The organism is Brotaphodocola sp. (assembly GCF_050873365.1).
In the GTDB taxonomy this organism is placed as follows: domain Bacteria; phylum Bacillota; class Clostridia; order Lachnospirales; family Lachnospiraceae; genus Brotaphodocola.
Window position 1 is genome coordinate 16,790 of the sequence record NZ_JBNMIQ010000019.1, and the last position, 22,047, is coordinate 38,836.

Sequence of the window (22,047 nt, forward strand, 5' to 3'; positions counted from 1 at the left end):
AAATAAGAAAAAATAAAAAGAAGAAACAAGAACCAGAACGAAATAAAAATCAGAACTAGAAGTAGATAGACGAAGAACTAACTAGAAATAGACAGGGGAACAGAAACAATGTCAGAAAAGATTTTGCGAACAGAATATTCTGAGGAAATGCAACGCAGTTATCTGAATTATTCGATGAGCGTTATCACCGCGCGCGCGATTCCGGATGCCAGAGATGGTCTGAAACCGGTACAGAGACGCGTGCTTTACGATATGGGCGAGCTGAAACTTAGTCACGACAAACCACACCGAAAGTCGGCGCGTATTGTCGGAGATACGATGGGTAAATACCATCCGCACGGAGACAGTTCGATCTACGAGACACTGGTCGTTATGTCCCAGAACTTCAAGAAGGGCATGGCACTTGTGGACGGACACGGAAACTTTGGCTCCATCGAGGGAGACGGTGCCGCTGCAATGCGTTACACTGAGGCGCGCCTTGAGAAATTTGCAGAGGAGGTCTACTTAAAAGACCTCGATAAAACCGTAAATTTCGTGGCAAACTACGATGGATCGGAGAAAGAGCCCGAAGTTTTGCCGGTTCGCGTGCCGAACCTTCTGATCAACGGTTCTGAGGGAATTGCAGTCGGTATGAGCACAAGCATCCCGCCACACAACCTCGGAGAAGTCATCGACCTTGTTCAGGCATACATCGATAACCCGGACATGACGACGGAAGAGATGCTCACCTACATGCCGGGACCGGACTTCCCGACGGGTGGCATCATCGCAAACAAGAAAGATCTCGCAGAGATTTACGAGACGGGAACCGGAAAGATCAAACTGCGCGGAAAGATTGAGGTGGAGCTTGGAAAGCGTCGTTCCGATCGCGATAAGATGATCATCACCGAGATTCCGTACACGATGATCGGTGCCGGAATCAATAAATTCCTGATGGATGTGGCAGATCTCGTCGAGAGCCGGAAACTCACCGATGTCGTGGATATTTCCAACCAGTCGAGCAAGGAAGGCATCCGCATTGTTTTGGATCTGAAGAAGGATGCCGATACGGACCGAATCCGCAACATTCTCTACAAGAAGACAAAGCTCGAGGATACCTTCGGTGTCAACATGCTTGCAATCGCAAATGGTCGCCCGGAGACGCTGAATCTGAGAGGAATTCTCTCCAACTACCTCAAGTTCCAGTATGAGAATGCGACCCACAAGTATCAGGCACTTCTCGACAAGGAGCTTGAGCGCAAGGAGATCCGGGAGGGTCTGATCAAGGCGTGTGACATCATTGACCTGATCATCGCAATTCTGCGCGGTTCGAGAAATCTGCGCGACGCAAAAGCCTGCCTGGTGAATGGTGACATCTCAAACATTCATTTTAAGACACCGGGATTTGAGGAGGATGCCAAACAGCTCCGCTTTACGGAAAAACAGGCCGGTGCGATTCTCGAGATGCGTTTGTACAAGCTGATTGGTCTTGAGATCATGGCACTTGAGAAAGAGTACAAGGAGTGTCTGAAAAAAATTGCACAGTACGAGAAGATCTTAAAGAGCCGGGATACGATGAACGCTGTGATCAAGGAAGATCTCCAGAATATCCGTGCAGAGTTTGCGACCGAGCGTCACACAAAGATCGAGGATGGGAAGGATGCTGTCGTTGAGGAAATTGCTCCGGTTGTGCAGGAGGTTGTCTTCATCATGGATCGCTTCGGATATTGCAAGACGATTGACCGTTCGACTTATGACCGCAATCAGGAAACGATTGAAAATGATTACAAGTATGTGATTCCTTGCTTAAGTTCGGACAAACTGTGTATCTTCACGAATACCGGAAGCCTGCACCAGACAAAACTTTCCGACCTTCCATACGGAAAGATGCGTGACAAGGGTGTTCCGATCGACAACGTGAGCAAGTACGACGGAAGCAAGGAAGAGATCGTCTTCCTCACCGTGAGCGGACGCATGACGGGTCAGCTCCTTCTGTTTGCAACAAAGATGGGTATGCTCAAACAGGTTCCGGCAGAAGAGTTTGTCACAAACAATCGAACCGTTGCTTCCACAAAACTTCAGGAGGGCGACAGCCTTCTCGATGTGCGAATCGTCGGCACAGAGCAGGAGATCGTGCTCCAGTCGGCATCCGGAATGTTCCTGCGCTTTATGATGGAAGAGATCCCGGAGATGAAGAAGAATTCCCGCGGAGTCCGTGGAATTCGTCTCTCCGATAAGGATGAACTTGAGGACATCTATTTTGTCAGCCAGGACCCGGTTATCACTTACAAGAAAAAAGAAGTGCACTTGAACCGGTTAAAGATGGCAAAACGAGACGGAAAGGGAAGCAAAGTCCGCCTTTAAGGAATCCGAAAAACGGTCAGGAAAATCCTAAGAAAACGCGAAAAAATTCTTAAAAAGTTTCCCCGGAATGTAAACAATTCTTAAAGGAAACGTCAGACCTCCTTTTAGCAACTTGTGGTATGATGAAGGTGAAAGAAATCACCCACCAATGAAACCTTTCTTGCTCCTGTTACGGGAGTTTCCATATACGCAGAGACTTAAAAAGGAGGTCTTTTCTATGAGAAAAGTGATGAAAAAAAGAAAATGGATGGCACTTGCAGTCTGCTCGACTGCGGTGATGCTTGCGGTAACTGGCTGTCAGACTCAAAAATCTTCGACGGATGATGTCAGTCAGACGACGGTACAGGCTGATGAGAATTCCAATCATGAAAATCAATCCGAGGGGAATTCAAATGCGGGAAATGCAAATTCTGGAAAACAGGATTCCACAGACACCACAAACAATTCATCCAGCCAGAGTTCGGAGACTCTTTGTCTCACCTCTGTTCCAAAGTACCAATCTGAGTGGAAAGACCAGAAACAATTGTTTAACGGTCGTGTAGATCAGATGTATCTGATGGCAGACGGTCATGAAGCATTGAAACAGGCCTTAAAGACCTTTAACCAGAATCAGGAACAAGAGCTGGATCAGATCTATCAGGATAACAAGGAATTTTTTGACATGCAGACAGGGGAAGACAGCACTCCGCTTACCTATGAGGTATCTGTGATCCCGAAGCGATCAGATGAGCAAATTGTGAGTCTGTCGGTTGAGGAGTATGACTATCTTGGCGGTGCTCATCCCAATTCGATGATAACCGGCTACAATCTCAATCCGCAGACCGGAAAACGGTATACGCTTCAGGATATCGCTCAGGATTATGACGGGATTTTCGAGTATGTCCAAAAGAAGTTGAAGGAGGATTACGCTCCGGACATGTTTTTTGACGGCTATGAGGATACGGTAAAGAGCATGTTTTACGGGGATGCAGACGGCGCAAACGGAGCAGATGGCGTTCAGAATGCTCAGCCGACCGATTCAAGCGCAGATTCTTCGGACACCGAGATGCTTTCCTGGACGATGGACAAAAACGGCGTGACGATTGTCTTTAACAATTATGATCTTGCCCCTTATGCAGCGGGACGTCAGATCGTTGAGATTCCGTTTGCAGAGCAGGGAAATCTCTTTAAGAAAGAATTTATCCCGGAGAGCGTAACAACCAATGGTAACACAACCAAGGATGCAAAGACGTCAGCTGGCGAGGCAAGGATTCAGCCCTTATATGTAGAGCAGGAGGTTGCGGTTGATCTTGATGGAGACGGAAATAAAGAGACGGTGAAGCTCTCAACGCAGACCGATTCCCAGACCGGAGCTATTTCTCTTTTTGCAGAGACCGGAAGTGCTTCTGCCTTTCTCTTGTCAGACGGGGATGGTATGGATGATCTCGGGGATTTTGGCTGTTGGTTGATTCAGACCGGGGACAATCGGACTTATCTCTATGTCGAGACGAAAGAAGCCAATGATTTTCGCAGTCTTCACATCTTTGATTTAAGCACAAAGGGAATCACTTACTGTGGCGTTTCGGACGATTCGTTCTATGGTTCCGTCATGACCGATCCGGACGACTTTATCCTGTTCCGTCGGTCAGATATGCTCAGCACATACAGCATTTTCCGCCACTATGCAATCGGGGAGGATGGAATGCCGAAACCGCTCTCGGATGACTTTACGGTATCCGGAATCTATCTGGATGAAGAACTCACCCCGACGCTGACGACAAAACAGGAAGTTTCGGTGTGGGTGGACAATAAACAGGAAAAGATTCCGAAGGGAACGGTACTCAAGTTAAAAGCAACGGATGATTCGACTTATGTCACCGCAGAGACCGCAGACGGAAAGACCTGTCAGATCCGGCTTGATGCGAATGGAGAGGACGTTTATCCTCGAACGATCGATGGAATTCCGGAAAATGAGTGTTTTGATGGAATTCAGTACGCGGGATAATCCGTCTGTCGCGTGCAAATGTGCACCAGATACAGAAAATGTCGTTTCGTGGCGGACAAGTGTATTTTTATCGCGAATAAGGCTTGATTTTTTTACCAATATGAGATAGGATAATCAAGAATTGATTTCAATTTCAGCTTCGACGTGGAGGCTCAAGGCTCCCCCGGCGCCGTCGCTGTACGAACAAGGAGAGAAGGAGACTTTACAATTATGGAAAAGAAATTGAGAGTCGGCGTACTTGGCGCCACTGGAATGGTAGGACAGAGATTCATCTCTTTACTGGAGAATCATCCTTGGTATGAGGTAGTGACCGTTGCTGCAAGCCCGCGTTCCGCAGGTAAGACCTACGAAGAGGCAGTAGGCGGACGTTGGAAAATGGATACCCCGATGCCGGAGGGTGTCAAGAAGCTGGTTGTTATGAACGTGAACGAAGTAGAGAAAGTTGCTTCCAGCGTAGATTTCGTATTCAGTGCCGTTGATATGACGAAGGATGAGATCCGCGCCATTGAGGAGGCTTATGCAAAGACCGAGACCCCGGTTGTTTCCAACAACAGCGCACATCGCTGGACTCCGGATGTTCCGATGGTAGTTCCGGAGATCAACCCGGAGCACTTCAAAGTGATCGAGTTCCAGAAGAAGCGTCTGGGAACCAAGCGTGGATTTATCGCAGTAAAGCCGAACTGCTCGATTCAGAGCTACGCTCCGGTACTGACTGCATGGAAAGAGTTCGAGCCGTATGAGGTAGTTGCTACGACCTATCAGGCAATTTCCGGTGCAGGTAAGACTTTCAAGGATTGGCCGGAGATGGTCGGCAACATCATCCCGTACATCGGCGGTGAGGAAGAGAAGAGTGAGCAGGAGCCGCTGAGAATCTGGGGTAAGATCGAGGACGGCGTGATTGTGAAGGCTCAGGAGCCGAAGATCACCTGCCAGTGCATCCGTGTTCCGGTTCTGAATGGTCATACCGCTGCCGTATTTGTAAAGTTCAGAAAGAACCCGACAAAGGAACAGCTGATCGAAAAGCTCGTAAACTTTAGTGGACTTCCGCAGGAGCTGAAACTCCCGAGCGCACCGGCACAGTTTATCCAGTATCTTGAAGAGGACAACCGTCCGCAGGTATCTCTGGATGTAAACTTTGAGCACGGCATGGGAATCTCCGTTGGTCGTCTGAGAGAGGACAGCGTATACGACTGGAAGTTCGTAGGTCTCTCCCACAACACCGTCCGTGGTGCGGCAGGTGGAGCTGTTCTGTGTGCAGAGCTTCTGACCGCTCAGGGTTATATCTCTGCAAAATAAAATCATTTGACAAGCGTGACAAATGTGACAAACGCAAGAAGCAGGAAACAACGATTTTCACAAGAAACAGAGTGATCTGTGAGAAAGTGGGAACGTCTGGTTCCTGCTTTTTTCGTTTTCGGTGTTTTTTTCTGATGCTTTTGCCGGTCTGTTATTTGACTTCTTATCTCGTCAAAGACAGGTGCATGTGTTATAATAAGAGCGAGCGAAAAAATGTCTGTATATGTCCGTATGACAGACAACAAACAGAAAAATCCTTAAAGGGGAAAGGCAGAACAATCGTATGGCTTGGAAAAAAGAATTATTTGGGGAACTGGAAAACGGAGCACAGGTGTATAAGTATACACTGACAAATGAAAATGGCGTGTCCGCTTCCTTCACGGATCTCGGTGGAATCTGGCTGGAGATGAAGACTCCGGATCGCGATGGAAAGATCGATGACGTTCTCTTAGGTTATGACAGCGTGGATACCTGTCTGCATGAGGGCGGTCATCTTGGAGAGATCGTGGGAAGAAATGCAAACCGCATCGGTGGAGCAACTTTCACGCTCAATGGAATGACGTATGCGCTTGTAATCAATTCCGGCACAAAGAACAACCTGCACAGCGGACCGGATTATTACCGTGACCGTCTCTGGGATGCAGAGGTGGAGGAGACTGGTCTTGGCACAAAGATCACATTCTCCCTGTTCAGCCCGGATGGAGATCAAAATTACCCGGGAAATGCACAGATTGCAGTCAGCTACACTCTGACTCCGGATGACAGTGTCAAGATTGACTATCAGATGACCGCAGATGAGGACACGATCGCAAACTTCACGAATCACGCATACTTCAACCTCCGTGGACACAAGTCCGGAACCATCGAAGATCAGCAGGTCTGGATCGATGCAGACACCTTCACGATCACAGATGCCGAGTCGATTCCGACTGGAGAGCTTGTTCCGGTAGCGGGAACACCGATGGATTTCACGACAATGAAGGAGATTGGTCGCGACATCGATTCCGATTATGAGCCATTAAATCAGGCTAAGGGTTACGATCACAACTGGGCACTCAATCATGAGAAAGGCGATCTCGCCCTGTCTGCAAAGGCATACGATCCGAAGAGCGGACGCACGATGGATGTGTACACCGATCTTCCGGGTATCCAGTTCTACACCGCAAACTCCCTGCATTCTTCCCGCGGAAAAGATGGGGCTGAGTACGGATCGAGATCCGCTTACTGCTTTGAGACCCAGTATTTCCCGGATGCGATCAACAAACCGCAGTTTGATTCTCCTGTCTTAAAAGTTGGAGAGGAGTATCACACCACGACGATCTATCATTTCGGAGTGGAGAAATAGTAAAAAAATAAAACAGAACCATCAACAAACCGCTTAACAGCCATAGTTTCTCAGCAGGGTGAAAATCTCTTCTGCATTTTCGATTTTTATGGTAGAATCGGAAATCAGAAAGGAATAGCATAATAATGAAGAAATTAAAGAATTGGCTGGAAGGCGGTATGCATAAGGAACAAAACGGCGGACTCGAGATCCTGAAATATATCGGTCCGGGTCTGCTTGTGACAGTCGGTTTTATTGATCCCGGAAACTGGGCTTCCAATGTCGCTGCCGGATCGGATTACGGTTATGCACTTTTGTGGATGGTCACGCTGTCGACGATCATGCTGATTATCTTACAGCACAATGCCGCTCATCTTGGAATTGTCACGGGACTTTGTATGGCGGAGAGCGCCACGAAATATCTTCCGAAATGGCTGGGGCGATTTGCTCTTCTGACCGGATTGATGGCAACGACGGCAACGATTCTTGCCGAGATTCTCGGTGGAGCGATTGCGCTCTCTATGCTGTTTTCTATTCCTGTAAAACTTGGATCGGTGCTGATGACGGCGGTCTCGATGGGACTGCTTCTGACAAACTCCTACCGAAAGTTGGAGCGATGGATCATCGGATTTGTTTCCCTGATCGGTCTTGCGTTCCTGATTGAGATTCTGATGGTAAAAGTTGACTGGCCGGAGGCTGCGCGCGCCTGGGTCGTTCCGTCCGTGCCGACGGGTTCGATGCCGGTAATCATGAGTGTGCTCGGCGCGGTTGTGATGCCACACAACTTGTTTCTCCACTCGGAAGTAATTCAGAGCCGTCAGTGGAACGTACAGGAGGAGGCTGTGATTCGAAAACAGCTCAAGTACGAGTTTCTTGACACGTTGCTCTCCATGGGAATCGGCTGGGCGATTAACAGTGCGATGCTGATTGTCGCTGCGTCCACGTTCTTTCAGGCGGGAGAGCAGGTGAGCGAACTCGAACAGGCGGCAAAAATGCTGACTCCGTTAATTGGTCCCGCTGCCTCCGTGATCTTCGCAGTTGCCCTTTTGATGGCGGGAATCAGTTCCTCCGTGACAGCCGGAATGGCGGGAGGAAGTATCACAGCAGGCATTTTTGAGGAACCCTATGACATCCGAGACCGGCACAGCAGACTCGGCATCATCGTACTGTTTCTTCTGTCCCTCGCAATCATTTTCTTTATCAGAGATCCATTCACGGGGCTTGTGTACAGCCAGATGTTTCTGTCGATGCAACTTCCGATCACGATCATTTTGCTGGTCTATCTGACCTCCTCGAAAAAAGTGATGGGAAAATTTGCAAACAGTCGCCTCGATCTTTTTCTGCTTGTCCTGATCGGAGTGACGGTAATCGGACTAAATATCTGTCTTCTGGTTACGGGATTTTAAGAACCTGAGACTTAGAACTAGAACTAGAATTAGAAATCAGAGAAAATTTTAGAGGTAAAGAAGCAAAAAAGGAAACTTAAAAGTAAAAAAGTTGAGAAACTGAGAAACGTTAAGAAAAGAAGGAAGAGAGGGAGGAAAAGAGGGAAGCCCCGGGTAAGAAACACCGGAGCTTCTCTTTTTTTCATGTTTTTTCGTTGAAAATGAAATAACTCTGAATTTGACCGAAGTCCATTTAAGATCTTATTAAGATCTCATCTTACTTGTTTGAGATCTTACTTGCCGGCCATCTGCTTTTCCTGCGCCTCGATCATCTTTTTCACCATATATCCGCCGACAGAACCATTCTGAGCGGAGGTTAAGTTTCCGTTGTAACCGTTGGTCAGCGGAACACCCAGCTCACCGGCTACTTCCATCTTGAAACGATCCAGTGCCTCTTTTGCCTCCGGTACCTCTGCTCTGTTAGAAGATTTTCCTGCCATAAATATGGCCTCCTTTCCATTTTGCCTGCCACACAGCAGGCGAATGGAAATTCTTCTGCTCTGTGACTGGTTGGTGTTTGGTTACGATGTTAGTATGTGTTTCAAAAGGAATCTTACACTAGCATCTTCTGCGTAATTTGTCAGAAACTTGAAAAATCCACCTTGAAATCCGCCTTAAAATCCACTCTGAAATCTGAAATAGATAACCGAAAATCGAAAAAACTCAAAGAATTCGCGGAAATACGCCCCAAGCCGTGAAAACCATGTTCAAAGAAAAAAACAACTTGTGTATTGGAAAATTTCCCTATATAATGGTACATGAAAATTTGTCGAAGTGAAGAAAAGACAAGAAAAGAAATCGAGGAGAAGAGAAGCAATGCGAGTGATTGCCGGAAGCGCAAGACGCGTTTCTTTAAAAACGCTGGACGGGATGAATACAAGACCTACCCAGGACCGAATCAAAGAGACTCTTTTTAATATGCTCCAGTATGACTTGGCAGACTGCACCTTTTTGGATCTGTTTGCCGGAAGCGGTGGAATCGGAATTGAGGCGCTCAGCCGTGGCGCAAAGACAGCGGTGTTTGTGGAACAGAATGCAGATGCGGTACAGATTGTACGGGAGAATCTGAAAGCAACCCGCCTCGAGGACCGTGCAGTTGTGATGCACACGGACGCACTGACTGCCCTGAAACGTTTAGAAGGAAAGTATCGATTTGATTATATTTTTATGGACCCGCCTTACAATCACGAGTTGGAGCGACAGATGCTTGAGTATCTGGCAGGTTCCACGTTGATCGACAAGCAGAGCACGATCATCATCGAGGCCTCTCTTGAGACTTCCTTCGACTATCTGGAATCGCTTGGATTTGTTCTGGAGAAAAATAAAACATACAAGACAAACAAACATCTGTTTGTCTATCGAGGAGAATGAAATGGCAACAGCAGTTTATCCGGGTAGTTTTGATCCGGTTACCCTTGGACATTTGGACATCATCGAGCGGACGGCAAAGATGATGGACCATGTAATCATTGGAGTTTTGCAGAATAATTCAAAAACTCCGTTGTTTTCTGTTGAGGAACGTGTTAATATGTTAAGGAGTGTAACTTCCCATCTGGACAATGTGGAAGTCATGTCGTTTGACGGACTTCTTGTTGATTTTGTCCATCAGAATCACGCAAATGTGATTGTTAGAGGTCTCAGAGCGATTACAGATTTTGAGTACGAGCTTCAGATGGCACAGACAAACCGGGTCATCGCCGGAGATATTGATACGATCTTTTTGACAACCAACCTGAAATATTCCTATTTAAGTTCCAGCATTGTGAAGGAGATTGCGGGATACGGTGGCGACATCGATGCCTTCCTTCATCCGATGGTGGCAGAGCGGACACGGGAGAAATTCAGAGAGCGGATGACTGCGGGTAAGCACCAATAGCAATACCAATAGCAATATACGGTACGGTAAGGAGATAATTTATCATGAGCAGAATTGAACAGTTAATCGGGGAAATTGAAGAATATATTGACAGCTGTAAGTTTCAGCCTCTGTCCAGCACGAAAATTCTGGTAAACAAAGAGGAGTTGGAGGAGCTTTTAGTGGAACTGCGCCTTCGCATTCCAGATGAGATCAAGCAGTATCAGAAGATCATCAGCAATCAGGAAGCAATCATCAACGAGGCTCACACCCAGGCAAATGCGATCCTTGCAGATGCAACCGCTCAGACCAATGAGCTGGTAAATGAGCATGAGATCATGCAGAAGGCATATGCAGAGGCAAATCGTGTTGTTGAGGAGGCTCAGCAGCAGGCTCAGGCAATCGTGGACAGCGCAGCCGTTGATGCAAACAGCATCCGTCAGGGCGCAATCGACTACACCGACGATATGCTCAGAAGCCTTCAGACGATCATGAGCCACACGATGGAGGAGTCCAGAAGACATCTTGAGGCATTCAACGCTTCCTTGCAGTCTACCTATGACATTGTCACAGCAAACCGCAATGAGCTCTCTGCAGGAGTATCCAATGCGCCTGTTGCAGAAGAGCAGGCACAGCCGGTAGCACCCGCTCCAGCTCAGGAAGTATCCACAGAAGAAAAATAAGAGTTCCCGTTGCGAGCAAGGCATGAAGTGCCTTCCACAGGATATAATGCCGGATGGATAATCCGGCATTTTTTTGCTTATCTTGCATCGTTCTCTCGGTGGCATTTGCAAGAAGAACGCTTCGCGTCTGAAAAATTCCTGATCCCCCGCCAAAGGCGACACAGAGCGTTACAAGAATCAGGCAAAGCGTTGGGCTTCCCGAAAAAGCAGAGCAGAGGAGCGGGATTCCGGTCGTGATTTCTGCGATTCCACCAAGGATTGCCTTGATCGGAGGGGAAAAATAAGGAATCGTCTGCACCCATTTGGCGAGAATCGAAAACAGCATGATCCATCCGCCGATCAGAACCATCGTGTGAGCGGTGGAAAAGATCGCATCCTCCACAGAAACACCGGAAGGATTGGAGGAAGGATTCCCGTCGCGATGATCAGAGGATGGATGGGTTTTTTGATGGACTTGAGGATGCACCTGAACTTGATCTTTTTGGTGCTCTCGGTGCTCTTGATGTTTCTGAGGATTCTGAGGATTTTGAAGATCTTGGAAGTTCTGGGAATCTTGAGAATCCCGTTTTTCAAACTGGTAGAAATGCCTCGCGAGAAAGGAGAGCGGGATCACCGGAAGGTACAGGCAAAGCGGAATCAGCCACGGAAAGTATGAAAAAGGTAAAGAAGACGAAGCAGACAAGGACGAGGACAGACCCGGGTGCTCAAACACACGGACTACCTGCCGGTTTACGAATCCGAGCAGAAACATCGGACTCGGATGGTTTGCCGTCGCAAGCAGACATCTCGCCTCAGAAAGAGAGATTTCTTTGCTCTTGAGCTTTTCCGCACAGAGCCTTGCACCGAGCGGGTAGCCACAGAGAAGACCGCAGAGAAGGACATAAGATCCCGGCTCGGAAAATCCAAGAATTCCATGAATCAGCGGATAAAATGGGCGAATCAGAAGACGTTCCGCCCCAAGAACAGAAACCATTCTTGTACAGATCATAAACGGGGCGAGCGTCGGAAGAACGACGTTAAACCAGAGCAAAAGTCCGGCAGATGCCCCCTCAACGGCAAGCGCGGGAAAGGCAAGAAGCAGACCGAGAATGAGAATGGAGAGGCAGGACAGCATCCGATTTTTCCTTTTTGCGTTCTCTCTACTGATATATGCCAAATTTTGTGGATCATGATGGATTGTGATGATGGATCATAAAAACGAAAAATGATCAGAAATCCTATTTGAAATATTTTTAATAGGAATTGATGAGGATAGGTGAGGAGAAATAAATGAATTTACCACAGCGTTTTTTAGATGAGATGAAAACTCTCCTCGGGGAGGATTACGAGGCATGGCTTGCCTCCTACGAGCAGACTCCGCACCAGGGTCTGCGAATCAACCGCACAAAGACAACCGCCGAGCATTGGTCCGAGATCAATCCGTTTGAGGGCTGTGAGCCGGTGGCATGGACGGACAATGGCTTTTACTATCCGGATGAACTGCGCCCTGCCAGACATCCTTACTATTTTGCAGGTCTTTACTATCTGCAAGAGCCGAGTGCGATGACGCCGGCGCAGATTTTGGCGCCGAACCCGGGAGATCGTGTCCTCGATCTGTGTGCCGCTCCTGGTGGAAAGAGCACTGAGCTTGGCGCTCGCCTTGCGGGAGAGGGACTTCTCGTCTCAAACGACATCAGCAATTCGCGCGCAAAGGCACTTTTAAAGAATCTGGAGCTTTTTGGCATCCCGAATATCTGCGTGGTCAGCGATCCGCCGGAACGTCTCGCCGAGAATTTCGGAGAGTTTTTTGATCGGATTCTCGTGGATGCCCCGTGCTCAGGAGAGGGAATGTTCCGCAAAGATCCGGATCTGATCCGCTCCTGGGAGGAGCGCGGACCGGAAGAGTATGCGCCGATCCAGAAAGAGATCCTCTCGCAGGCAGTACGGATGCTCAAACCGGGCGGTTTTCTTCTCTACTCGACCTGTACCTTTGCGCGAGTTGAGGATGAGGAGGTAATCCACTGGCTTCTTGAAGAATTTCCGGAAATGGAGCTTGTTCCGATCCCTCTCTGGGACGGTGCAGTCGGCGGAATGGATGGAGAGCAGGTTGTTCGGCTGTTTCCGCACAAGATTCGCGGAGAGGGACATTTTCTGGCACTCCTGCAAAAGAAACCTGCACAGGAGAGCAAATCTAAGTCCGCAGAAGAATCTGAATCCGGAGCAAATTTAACGGAATCCGTGGAAGCAGCGGAAGTAACGGAAACAGTCGCAAATTCGCAGAATCAGAATCGAAAAAAGAAAAGCAAAGCGATTCCTCGCAAAAATCCATACGAGAAAGAGATCAAGCTCATGGAGAAGGAGAGCGATTTCCTTGAATGGGAAAAACAGTGTGCAGAACCGTTTGACCGCAGGCGCATGATGATCAAGAACAACTGCGTTTACCTGCTTCCGGAGGCATTTGACCCGTCCTGGAATCTTCGCTATCTTCGCACCGGACTTCTGCTTGGTGAGTGGAAGGGAAAGCGTTTTGAGCCGTCACAGGCTGTCGCAATGGCGATGAAGGCTTCCGATTTCCGCCAGACCCTGAATCTTTCCTGTGCGGATGACCGCGTGATCCGTTATTTAAAAGGCGAGACGATTGCGCTTGAGGAAGATGAGATAAAATGGAAAAAGGGTTGGGTGCTTGTCTGTGTCGACAATTATCCGCTCGGTTGGGCAAAATACGCAGGTGGCTCTTTAAAGAACAAGTATTATCCGGGATGGCGCTGGCAGTAATGGTTTAAACGCAATTAAATGCAATGAAAAGCAGTAAGCAGGAAATAGAAAGCTCGATCGCAACCGGAAGCGGGCAACCGCAATTTAGAAATGGAGAAGGAAATATATGGCAAAACCAATTCGGCTCGATAAATTTCTGGCGGATATGAACAAGGGAAGTCGCAGTCAGATTCGAGAAGCAGGAAAAAAGGGACGCATTCAGATCAACGGACAGACGGAGAAGAAGACAGACCGCAAGATTGATCCGGATCGCGACGAAGTGACGTTTGACGGGGAGAAAATTCTGTATCACGCATATGAGTATTACATGCTCTATAAACCGCAGGGCGTCATTTCCGCGACGGAAGATGGACGACACAAGACCGTCATTGACCTGTTGAGCGGGGAAAATCGCAGAGATCTGTTTCCGGTCGGCAGACTTGATATCGACACAGAGGGGCTTCTGCTTCTGACAAACGATGGGGATCTCACGCACCGCCTTCTTGCCCCCGGAAAACATGTCGACAAGCAGTATTATGCGAAGATCTCCGGCGTGCTCCCGGCAGATGCGAAAGAGCAGATGGCAGGGGGAATGACGTTGGAGGACGGGACGGAGGTAAAACCGGGACGACTGGAAATCCTTCATCTGGCACAGGATTCCTCATCTCTTTCGGAAGTACTGCTGACGATTCAGGAGGGAAAATTCCATCAGGTAAAGCGGATGTTTGAAGTGCTCGGATGTCGGGTAGAATACTTAAAACGCCTCTCAATGGGAAGTTTGAAACTGGATGAGACATTGGCTCCGGGAGAGTATCGACGTCTGACCGCAGAGGAAGTATCCGCGCTTCAACAGCATGGACAGCCTGGAATTGCGACCACAGAACATGAAGTCACCACAAATGCAGATAGGACAATGGAAAATGCAAATACAACCACCACAAGTGCACCAAGGGCAAATACAGTAATGGCAAATACAATAATAACAAATCCGACACTGGAAAATGCCGAAACGAATTTGAATGGGCAAAGGGTTATGGAAAAGGTAAATACCAAGAAGGCCATTTTGTTTGATCTTGACGGAACGCTTGTGGATTCGATGTGGATGTGGCATCAGATTGATATCGAGTATCTCTCCGGTTTTGGACTGGAATGTCCGCCAGATCTTGAGAAAACGATTGAAGGCATGAGCTTTTCGGAGACAGCGGTTTATTTCAAGGAACGGTTTCAGCTTCCGAAATCCCTCGATGAGATCAAACAGGCGTGGGTGGAGATGAGTCTGGAAAAATACCGCTCCCAAGTTCCATTAAAGAAAGGGGCGCGAAGATTTCTCGAATATTTAAAGGAACACGGGATTCTTGCGGGAATTGCGACGAGCAACGGACAGGCGATGGTGGAAGCGGTACTGGAATCTCTGGAGATTCGCCCGTATTTTCAGGTTGTCGCGACTGCCTGTGAGGTCGCAAATGGCAAACCGGCCCCGGACATCTATCTGGAGGTTGCAAGGCGTCTTGGCGTAGAACCTGCCTCCTGTATGGTATTTGAGGATGTTCCGGCGGGAATTCAGGCAGGAAAATCCGCCGGAATGGAGGTCTGTGCGGTGGAGGATGACTTCTCCACAAAGATGAGAGCGGAGAAAGAACAGCTTGCAGACTACTTCATCGAGGACTATGAGGAACTTTTTCGCTGAATTTAGAAATAGAAACGAAAAATCATGGAGAACGGAGAAAGGACGGATGAGCACATGAAAAACAACTCAAAACCGATTGCGATTGTGACAGGGGCTTCCTCTGGAATGGGGCGGGAAGCGGTGATTCAGCTTGCAGACCGTTTTGGAGAGAAATTTTCGGAGATCTGGGTGATTGCGAGACGGAGAGAACGGCTCGAACAACTTCAAAGTCAGGTGCCGGTGCCCCTGCACATCCTGCCTCTTGATCTTCAAAATGCGGACGATCGGACTTTGCTTGCGCACGAGCTTGAGACGCACCGTCCGCAGGTTCGCATGCTGGTCAATTCTGCGGGATTTGGAAAAATCGGAAAGATCGGGGAGCTTGATCTTGAGAGTGAGACGGGGATGGTTCAGTTAAATGTAGAAGCACTCTGCGCAGTCACGCACATGGTGCTCCCGTACATGCCATCCAACAGCCGGATCATCCAGTTTGCATCGTCCGCTGCCTTTCTTCCTCAGCCGGGATTTGCAATCTACTCGGCGACAAAGTCCTTTGTGCTCAGTTACAGCCGGGCACTGCGCGAGGAACTGCGCGGACGAGGAATCTTGGTGACCGCAGTTTGCCCGGGACCCGTTAAGACGGAGTTTTTTGATATTGCAGAGACGACAGGAAAGATTCCGCTCTATAAGCGTCTTACGATGGCAGACCCACGCAAGGTCGTGCGTCTTGCCCTGCGTGACAGCATGATGGGCAAGGCGATTTCCGTTTATGGTCCGTGGATGAAATCGTTTTTTGTGTTATGCAAAGTTCTTCCCCATTCATGGATTCTTGCACTTATGCGACATCTCTGAGTTTAAATGAAACATAAGAAAACGAAACTTAAAAGGCATAAAAAAGCATAGGAAACGGATTAGGATTAGAAAGTTAAAAAAGTTAGTTAGATTAGAAAGGATGAAAGAGATTGAGACAAAAGAAAAAAGAAAAGGGAGAGTACGGATACCGCACGACAAACCGGCGGATGCGCCTGATGATCACTGGAGTTTTGCTTCTCGCCATTCTTGCTCAGCTTTTCGCGCGTCATTTTGCGAGTGAGCAGGCGACGAAAAATGTCTTGACTGTGATGGCGATTCTGACGGTACTTCCGATGGCGAACATGGCGTCCCCGCTTCTTGCGTCGTGGAATTACCGGACTCCGAGTGAATCATTCCACCAGAAACTTGTGCCCTATGAAAAGAAAACCCTGCTTCTCTACGATCTGATTGTGACGACGAAAGAGTATGTCCTGCCGTTTGATGCGGTGATCGTGCATCCGGCGGGAATCTATGCGTACTGCCCGAAGAAGAATCTCAAGACGGCAAAGGCAGAGCAGGCGGTTTCCGACTTGCTTCGTGCAAACAAGATGACGCTGAACTTTAAGATTATTCCGGATGAGCATGGATTTTTCAAGCGTCTGGAGAGCCTGAAACCGACAGATTCCTACGAGGATGATGGAAGCATAGAGTATGCATCCCGTCTTCTGAAAAATCTCTCCATGTAAACGACGGGAAGGATAGCAGAAAGAGAGCGAACGGGAACAAGAACGCGAAGAACAAAGAAAAGAAATCACGAAAAAATCAAGATCAAACGAAAGACTTAACGAAAGGATTTCATTATGAAGGAAATTCATGTTAGCGCAAATGAGGCAGGTCAGCGTCTCGACAAACTGCTGGCGAAATATCTGAATCTTGCCGGAAAAAGTTTTCTTTATAAGATGATGCGCAAGAAAAACATTACCTTAAACGGAAAGAAATGTACCGGAGCGGAAAAACTCGAGCAGGGCGATCTCGTTCGCCTGTTTCTCGCAGATGAGACGATCGAAAAGTTTTCTGAGGTGAAGGTGCAGAAGGTTGTCAAGAAAAAGCTGGATATCATCTATGAGGATTCGGATATCCTGCTGATCAATAAGCCGTCTGGAATGCTCTCCCAAAAGGCAAAGGAGACCGATGAGTCCCTTGTCGAATATCTGATTGACTATCTGCTTGATTCCGGTCAGCTCACGAAGGACCAGCTTCGCAGTTTTCGCCCGTCGATCTGCAATCGCCTTGACCGTAACACGAGTGGTCTTGTCGCCGGAGGAAAGTCTCTCGCAGGTCTTCAGATGCTCTCTGCGATGTTTAAGGACCGCTCCCTGCACAAGTACTATCTGTGTGCGGTAAAGGGAAGCGTGCGGGAGCGTCAGCACATCAGCGGTTGGCTCTATAAAAACGAGAAGACAAATCAGGTGACCGTTTTTGAGAAGGAGCACAAGGATGCTCTGCCGATCCAGACCGAGTATGTTCCGGTCGGGGAGGCGAACGGATATACGCTCCTGAAGGTCACGCTGATCACCGGTCGCACCCACCAGATCCGCGCACACCTCGCATCGATCGGTCATCCGCTCGTCGGGGATTACAAGTATGGAAATCCTGCTGTCAACGAGGAGGCAAAGAAGCGTTTTCATATCACGTCCCAGATGCTTCACTCATTTGAGATGGAATTTCCGAAACATTTGGATGATCCATTCTCTTATCTGGAGGGCAAGCGCGTGTTTGCACCGGCTCCGAAGCCATTCGTTGCGGTGTTTGGTCAGGAACTGTTAGAGACCTGTATGGAAGAGGCGCGAAATAAGTAGAAACGTAGAGGAAAAGGAGGCTTGAAACGGCATGGGAACCTGGAAGAGTCGTGGACTGCGAGGATCAATCCTCGAGGATATGATCAACCGCACAAATGATCTTTACCGCGAAAAACATCTGGCATTGATCCAGAAAATTCCGACCCCGATCACGCCGATCAACATCGACAAATCCTCGCGCCATATCACGCTTGCGTATTTTGACCAGAAGAGTACCGTCGATTATATCGGAGCGGTTCAGGGAATTCCGGTCTGTTTCGACGCAAAAGAGTGCGCGGTCCGCACATTTCCACTTGCAAATGTCCACCCGCATCAGGTCGCATTTATGGAGGAATTTGAACAGCAGGGCGGGATCGCCTTTCTGATCCTCTATTTCAAGTCCGAGGAAGAACTCTACTACCTTCCTCTGCGCGATTTAAAACGCTTCTGGGAGCGGATGCAAAATGGCGGGCGAAAGAGTTTTACATACGATGAGATTGACCATCATTTTCGCATTTATGCAAAGAAAGAATTTCTTGTTCACTATCTCGAGGCGATCCAGCTCGATCTCGACTGGCGCGACGCCGAGGAACATGAGCATACATCCGGAAAAATCGGGTGAATGAGCGCTCCCCCTCCAATGCACGGAGACGATAATGATAGGGCGAAAATCAAAAGTTTCAAAAGATCTAAGTGCGGGTAGGGGGAGACAAGATTAAGAAGAAAAAGAGAAAAAAGAGGATAAATGGAAGAAAAGAGGAGATGAGGGACAACAATGGTATTCTCAATTGTAAAACAATCTGTGGATATCCGGCTTCGGCTTGCGCTTGAGAAGACTCCGAAGCTGAGTGCCGATACCGAGTGTGCCGTGTCCATCGGAATGCTTGCAAAGATGGGAGGACTTGCACTTCCGGAGAGAAAAGAGACACTCGAGGAGATGGTTGCAGATCTCAAAAAGCAGACAGAGGCACGGACAAATTCTTCTGTTGCCACTCAGACCGCTCAGTCAGGCGACCGGATGCAACGATTAAAAGAAATCCTGTTTGCCTATGAGCCAAAGGGCGGGATGGACGATGAGAAGTATGAGCTTGTTCGGTACGGCTATGAGCAGGAGGCAAACTGATTAACGAACGGATTGGCTTGGTCAAAGCAACCATGCAACCATTCGACAGGTCGACAGAATTTCAATGAAAATTTCAACGAAAAAAGGTCATGGACATTCACATCCATGACCTTTTTGTGCGTTTTTATCCTTCAAACCATTTATATTTTAAACCATTTATGCTTTAAAACCATTCATGCTTAAAACCATTGATGCTTCAAAATCTCTGGTTGTCTTTTACCACGCGATCAGCTCATAGCCGGTCTCGGTCACGAGCACCTGGATCTCCCACTGAGCAGACGGACTTCCGTCGTCGGTGCGGATCGTCCAGCCGTTTGAGTCGTCCTCGTAGATGTCAGCGCGTCCGAGGTTGATCATCGGCTCGATCGTGAACATCATGCCCGGAGCCATCACCATCTCCGTGCCCTTCTTCGTCACGAAGCTCACCCACGGCTCCTCGTGGAAGTCGACACCGACACCGTGACCGCCGATCTCACGGACAACGCTGTATCCGTTCTCCTTTGCATAGTCGTTGACTGCCTGACCGACATCACCGAGATATCCCCACGGTTTTACCTGTGCAAGTCCACGCATCACAGCTTCCTTTGTCACCTCAACGAGCTTGCGCTTCTCATCGGATACATTTCCGATGCAGAACATACGGGAGGCATCGGCATAGAATCCATGGTAGTTCGTGGTACAGTCGACATTGATGATATCGCCGTCCTTCAGAACAACATCCGGGGACGGAATTCCGTGGCAGACCTCCTCATTGATTGAGGTGCAGACGCTCTTCGGGAATCCCTCGAAGTTCAGCGGAGCCGGAATCGCACCGCGCTTTGTCGTCTCCTCGTAAACCCAGCGGTCGATGTCCTCGGTCGTGATGCCGGCGCGGATATGCTCTGCAACATAGTCGAGAACCGCGATATTGATCGCAGCACTCTCCTTGATCTTCTCCACCTGCTCCGGAGTCTTGATCATATTATGGCTCGGCACCTGATGACCGCCCATCTTTAAGAGATTCAAATGGCTGTCAAACTCAAGATGACAGTTCTTATATTTCTTTCCGCTTCCACACCAGCATGGATCATTTCTTCCAATTATCTTCAAAACACTCATCCTTTCCCTGATCGATGATGCATTGTCCCTTCATGGATACGGATATCGATTACCCATCCTATTACAATCCTATTCCATATGCATACATCGATCTCTGATTTCATTTTGATCATTTAACAGCATTATAGCACATTTTCTAAGGTGTGTGTAAAAACTTTTATGGCAAAAAAATCTCATAAAAGAACGGATTCTCGTTCAAAACCTTCTTATCCATCTACAAAAACGAACAAGAATAAACCGACATCTTTTCAATAATAGTGGACGAATCCTCCGAAATGTGAAATAATAGATAGGATACAAAGTACCGAAAAAGTACGATACAAGTACAAGTAGGAAAAAACAGGAGGCTAAAAACGTATGGAACACAAACGAATCATTCAGGTAGACGAAAAGGTACCGTTTAACCTGTTGCTCCCGCTGAGCATCCAGCACATGTTTGCGATGTTCGGAGCATCAGTCTTGGTACCGTTTCTCTTCGGAATCAACCCGGCAATCGTTCTCTTGATGAATGGTTGCGGAACTCTGATCTTTATGACGGTGACGAAGGGAAAAGCACCGGCATATTTGGGATCTAGCTTTGCATTTCTCGCACCGGCGAGCATTGTTATCAGCAAATTTGGTTATCCGTATGCACTCGGCGGTTTCGTCGCAGTCGGATTCTGCGGATGCATTCTCTCTCTGATTATCTACAAATTTGGTACAAAATGGATTGATGTCGTGCTTCCGCCGGCAGCAATGGGACCTGTCGTTGCACTGATCGGTCTGGAGCTTTCCTCCTCCGCTGCAAGCAATGCCGGTCTTCTCGACGAGACGATCAATCCGAGCAACGTCATTGTATTCTTTGTCACCCTTGGTTTTGCAGTATTTGGTTCTATTCTTTTCCGTGGATTTCTCTCAGTAATTCCGATTCTGATTGCCGTGATCGCAGGATATATTGCAGCGGTCGCATGTGGAATTGTAAGTTTTGAGGAGGTTGCACAGGCATCCTGGATCGCACTCCCGAACTTCACTGCGCCGAAATTCAACGTGGAGGCGATTTTGATCATTCTCCCGGTTATCCTCGTCATCGCGTCCGAACATATCGGTCACCAGGTTGTCACGAGTAAGATCATCGGCAGAGATCTCTTAAAAGATCCGGGACTTCACCGCAGTCTGTTCGGAGATAACTTCTCCACAATGATTTCCGGTATGCTCGGTTCTGTGCCGACGACCACTTACGGAGAAAACATCGGTGTCATGGCAATGACCGGCGTGTACAGCGTTCGCGTCATCGCAGGTGCCGCAGTTCTTTCGATCATCTGCTCCTTCATCGGAAAACTGTCTGCCTTAATCAGCACGATTCCGGGACCGGTTATCGGCGGTATCTCATTCCTGCTTTACGGAATGATCGGAACATCCGGTCTGCGTATTCTCGTTGATTCCAAGGTGGATTTCGCGAAGTCCCGCAATCAGGCACTGACTTCTGTCATCTTTGTCACCGGTCTTTCCGGAATTGCAGTCAACATCGGAAATATTCAGTTAAAGGGAATGGTTCTGGCATGTATCGTCGGAATGGCAATGAGCCTGGCATTCTATATCCTGGATCGTTTCCATCTGACAAACGACTAAAGAAATGGGAACTCTGGTCAGATAACTTTTGCCAATTTGTTGAAAATACAGTTGACAACTGTCCATTCTTACCATATAATAGCAACAACACGTTACTATATTATCACTGTACCATACGAAAGTGTTCTGTGCGTGCCACAGGACACTTTTTCATTTGATCGATCTCCAGGGATCGGGATGCATCGTGAATTTTATGATTATTATACAGATTAATATACACCGTGAGCGTCGACTTGAATCGAAAAGGAATCGGGAGGAC

At 48.2% G+C, this 22,047-nt stretch carries 19 protein-coding genes and 1 pseudogene; 17 read left to right on the forward strand and 3 right to left on the reverse strand.

What is annotated here, in order from left to right; genetic code table 11:
* The first annotated feature begins 108 nt into the window (after positions 1-108).
* The 5 genes from ACR0QT_RS09715 (at position 109) to ACR0QT_RS09735 (ending at position 8,353) form a co-directional block, all read left to right on the forward strand.
* Entirely contained in the window at positions 109-2,343 is a 2,235-nt protein-coding gene (locus tag ACR0QT_RS09715; protein ID WP_432630602.1) for a DNA gyrase/topoisomerase IV subunit A, read from the forward strand.
* Positions 2,344-2,560: 217 nt separating this feature from the next.
* Positions 2,561-4,327, forward strand: a complete 1,767-nt coding sequence (locus tag ACR0QT_RS09720; RefSeq protein ID WP_432630603.1) for a DUF3298 domain-containing protein — start codon at positions 2,561-2,563, stop codon at positions 4,325-4,327.
* A 210-nt stretch (positions 4,328-4,537) separates the two neighbouring features.
* Positions 4,538-5,623, forward strand: a complete 1,086-nt coding sequence (gene asd, locus ACR0QT_RS09725) for an aspartate-semialdehyde dehydrogenase (protein ID WP_432630604.1) — start codon at positions 4,538-4,540, stop codon at positions 5,621-5,623.
* A gap of 283 nt (positions 5,624-5,906) precedes the next feature.
* Entirely contained in the window at positions 5,907-6,968 is a 1,062-nt protein-coding gene (locus tag ACR0QT_RS09730; RefSeq protein WP_432630605.1) for an aldose epimerase family protein, read from the forward strand.
* A gap of 125 nt (positions 6,969-7,093) precedes the next feature.
* Complete coding sequence (locus ACR0QT_RS09735) at positions 7,094-8,353, forward strand: Nramp family divalent metal transporter (RefSeq protein ID WP_432630606.1); 1,260 nt, start codon at positions 7,094-7,096, stop codon at positions 8,351-8,353.
* 272 nt (positions 8,354-8,625) lie between these two features.
* Here the strand turns inward: ACR0QT_RS09735 and ACR0QT_RS09740 are convergent, their stop codons facing one another.
* Positions 8,626-8,832, reverse strand: a complete 207-nt coding sequence (locus ACR0QT_RS09740; protein WP_177976774.1) for a small, acid-soluble spore protein, alpha/beta type — start codon at positions 8,830-8,832, stop codon at positions 8,626-8,628.
* Between the two features lie 376 nt (positions 8,833-9,208).
* Here ACR0QT_RS09740 and rsmD point away from each other — a divergent pair, with 376 nt between their 5' ends.
* Genes rsmD through ACR0QT_RS09755 form a run of 3 tightly spaced genes read left to right on the forward strand, consistent with a single transcriptional unit; the run spans position 9,209 to position 10,930 of the window.
* A complete protein-coding gene (gene rsmD / locus ACR0QT_RS09745; RefSeq protein WP_432630607.1) occupies positions 9,209-9,763 on the forward strand; it encodes a 16S rRNA (guanine(966)-N(2))-methyltransferase RsmD in 555 nt (184 codons plus the stop codon).
* 1 nt (position 9,764) lies between these two features.
* Positions 9,765-10,268, forward strand: coding sequence for a pantetheine-phosphate adenylyltransferase (coaD, locus tag ACR0QT_RS09750; RefSeq protein WP_432630608.1), 504 nt, complete (start codon positions 9,765-9,767; stop codon positions 10,266-10,268).
* A gap of 41 nt (positions 10,269-10,309) precedes the next feature.
* A complete protein-coding gene (locus ACR0QT_RS09755) occupies positions 10,310-10,930 on the forward strand; it encodes a vacuolar family H+-ATPase subunit H (RefSeq protein WP_432630631.1) in 621 nt (206 codons plus the stop codon).
* Here the strand turns inward: ACR0QT_RS09755 and ACR0QT_RS09760 are convergent.
* Positions 10,815-12,044: a nucleoside recognition protein gene (locus tag ACR0QT_RS09760; RefSeq protein WP_432630609.1), complete on the reverse strand. Its 1,230-nt coding sequence runs from the start codon at positions 12,042-12,044 to the stop codon at positions 10,815-10,817. The genes ACR0QT_RS09755 and ACR0QT_RS09760 overlap by 116 nt on opposite strands.
* Positions 12,045-12,199: 155 nt before the next feature.
* On the opposite strand from ACR0QT_RS09760, the gene ACR0QT_RS09765 reads away from it, so the two are divergent.
* The 8 genes and pseudogenes from ACR0QT_RS09765 (at position 12,200) to ACR0QT_RS09800 (ending at position 19,082) form a co-directional block, all read left to right on the forward strand.
* The gene (locus ACR0QT_RS09765; RefSeq protein ID WP_432630610.1) at positions 12,200-13,684 is read left to right on the forward strand and encodes an RsmB/NOP family class I SAM-dependent RNA methyltransferase; all 1,485 of its coding nucleotides are present in this window, start codon (positions 12,200-12,202) and stop codon (positions 13,682-13,684) included.
* Between the two features lie 106 nt (positions 13,685-13,790).
* Positions 13,791-14,522: pseudogene (locus ACR0QT_RS09770) on the forward strand (pseudouridine synthase); the annotation flags it as partial.
* 174 nt (positions 14,523-14,696) lie between these two features.
* Positions 14,697-15,350, forward strand: a complete 654-nt coding sequence (locus ACR0QT_RS09775) for an HAD family hydrolase (protein ID WP_432630632.1) — start codon at positions 14,697-14,699, stop codon at positions 15,348-15,350.
* A 54-nt stretch (positions 15,351-15,404) separates the two neighbouring features.
* The gene (locus tag ACR0QT_RS09780) at positions 15,405-16,181 is read left to right on the forward strand and encodes an SDR family NAD(P)-dependent oxidoreductase (protein ID WP_432630611.1); all 777 of its coding nucleotides are present in this window, start codon (positions 15,405-15,407) and stop codon (positions 16,179-16,181) included.
* Positions 16,182-16,291: 110 nt separating this feature from the next.
* Positions 16,292-16,867: an O-linked GlcNAc transferase-like protein gene (locus ACR0QT_RS09785; protein WP_432630612.1), complete on the forward strand. Its 576-nt coding sequence runs from the start codon at positions 16,292-16,294 to the stop codon at positions 16,865-16,867.
* A 114-nt stretch (positions 16,868-16,981) separates the two neighbouring features.
* The gene (locus tag ACR0QT_RS09790; protein WP_432630613.1) at positions 16,982-17,980 is read left to right on the forward strand and encodes an RluA family pseudouridine synthase; all 999 of its coding nucleotides are present in this window, start codon (positions 16,982-16,984) and stop codon (positions 17,978-17,980) included.
* Positions 17,981-18,011: 31 nt separating this feature from the next.
* Entirely contained in the window at positions 18,012-18,581 is a 570-nt protein-coding gene (locus ACR0QT_RS09795; protein WP_432630614.1) for a Holliday junction resolvase RecU, read from the forward strand.
* Between the two features lie 153 nt (positions 18,582-18,734).
* On the forward strand, positions 18,735-19,082 hold the full coding sequence (locus ACR0QT_RS09800) for a DUF3837 family protein (protein WP_432630615.1): 348 nt from the start codon (positions 18,735-18,737) through the stop codon (positions 19,080-19,082).
* Between the two features lie 216 nt (positions 19,083-19,298).
* Here ACR0QT_RS09800 and ACR0QT_RS09805 read toward each other — a convergent pair whose 3' ends face one another.
* Positions 19,299-20,180, reverse strand: a complete 882-nt coding sequence (locus ACR0QT_RS09805; RefSeq protein ID WP_331682053.1) for a methionyl aminopeptidase — start codon at positions 20,178-20,180, stop codon at positions 19,299-19,301.
* A gap of 357 nt (positions 20,181-20,537) precedes the next feature.
* Between ACR0QT_RS09805 and uraA the strand changes: the two genes are divergently transcribed.
* Positions 20,538-21,788 carry a uracil permease gene (gene uraA / locus ACR0QT_RS09810; RefSeq protein ID WP_432630616.1) on the forward strand — a complete coding sequence of 417 codons (1,251 nt, stop codon included), beginning with the start codon at positions 20,538-20,540 and terminating at the stop codon, positions 21,786-21,788.
* Positions 21,789-22,047: the final 259 nt, after the last annotated feature.

Coding starts and splice junctions, on each gene's coding strand:
- ACR0QT_RS09715 (WP_432630602.1), top strand. CDS start 109: ATGTCAGAAAAGATTTTGCGAACAGAATATTCTGAGGAAATGCAACGC.
- ACR0QT_RS09720 (WP_432630603.1), top strand. CDS start 2,561: ATGAGAAAAGTGATGAAAAAAAGAAAATGGATGGCACTTGCAGTCTGC.
- asd (WP_432630604.1), top strand. CDS start 4,538: ATGGAAAAGAAATTGAGAGTCGGCGTACTTGGCGCCACTGGAATGGTA.
- ACR0QT_RS09730 (WP_432630605.1), top strand. CDS start 5,907: ATGGCTTGGAAAAAAGAATTATTTGGGGAACTGGAAAACGGAGCACAG.
- ACR0QT_RS09735 (WP_432630606.1), top strand. CDS start 7,094: ATGAAGAAATTAAAGAATTGGCTGGAAGGCGGTATGCATAAGGAACAA.
- ACR0QT_RS09740 (WP_177976774.1), bottom strand. CDS start 8,832: ATGGCAGGAAAATCTTCTAACAGAGCAGAGGTACCGGAGGCAAAAGAG.
- rsmD (WP_432630607.1), top strand. CDS start 9,209: ATGCGAGTGATTGCCGGAAGCGCAAGACGCGTTTCTTTAAAAACGCTG.
- coaD (WP_432630608.1), top strand. CDS start 9,765: ATGGCAACAGCAGTTTATCCGGGTAGTTTTGATCCGGTTACCCTTGGA.
- ACR0QT_RS09760 (WP_432630609.1), bottom strand. CDS start 12,044: ATGCTGTCCTGCCTCTCCATTCTCATTCTCGGTCTGCTTCTTGCCTTT.
- ACR0QT_RS09765 (WP_432630610.1), top strand. CDS start 12,200: ATGAATTTACCACAGCGTTTTTTAGATGAGATGAAAACTCTCCTCGGG.
- ACR0QT_RS09775 (WP_432630632.1), top strand. CDS start 14,697: ATGGAAAAGGTAAATACCAAGAAGGCCATTTTGTTTGATCTTGACGGA.
- ACR0QT_RS09780 (WP_432630611.1), top strand. CDS start 15,405: ATGAAAAACAACTCAAAACCGATTGCGATTGTGACAGGGGCTTCCTCT.
- ACR0QT_RS09790 (WP_432630613.1), top strand. CDS start 16,982: ATGAAGGAAATTCATGTTAGCGCAAATGAGGCAGGTCAGCGTCTCGAC.
- ACR0QT_RS09795 (WP_432630614.1), top strand. CDS start 18,012: ATGGGAACCTGGAAGAGTCGTGGACTGCGAGGATCAATCCTCGAGGAT.
- ACR0QT_RS09800 (WP_432630615.1), top strand. CDS start 18,735: ATGGTATTCTCAATTGTAAAACAATCTGTGGATATCCGGCTTCGGCTT.
- ACR0QT_RS09805 (WP_331682053.1), bottom strand. CDS start 20,180: ATGAGTGTTTTGAAGATAATTGGAAGAAATGATCCATGCTGGTGTGGA.
- uraA (WP_432630616.1), top strand. CDS start 20,538: ATGGAACACAAACGAATCATTCAGGTAGACGAAAAGGTACCGTTTAAC.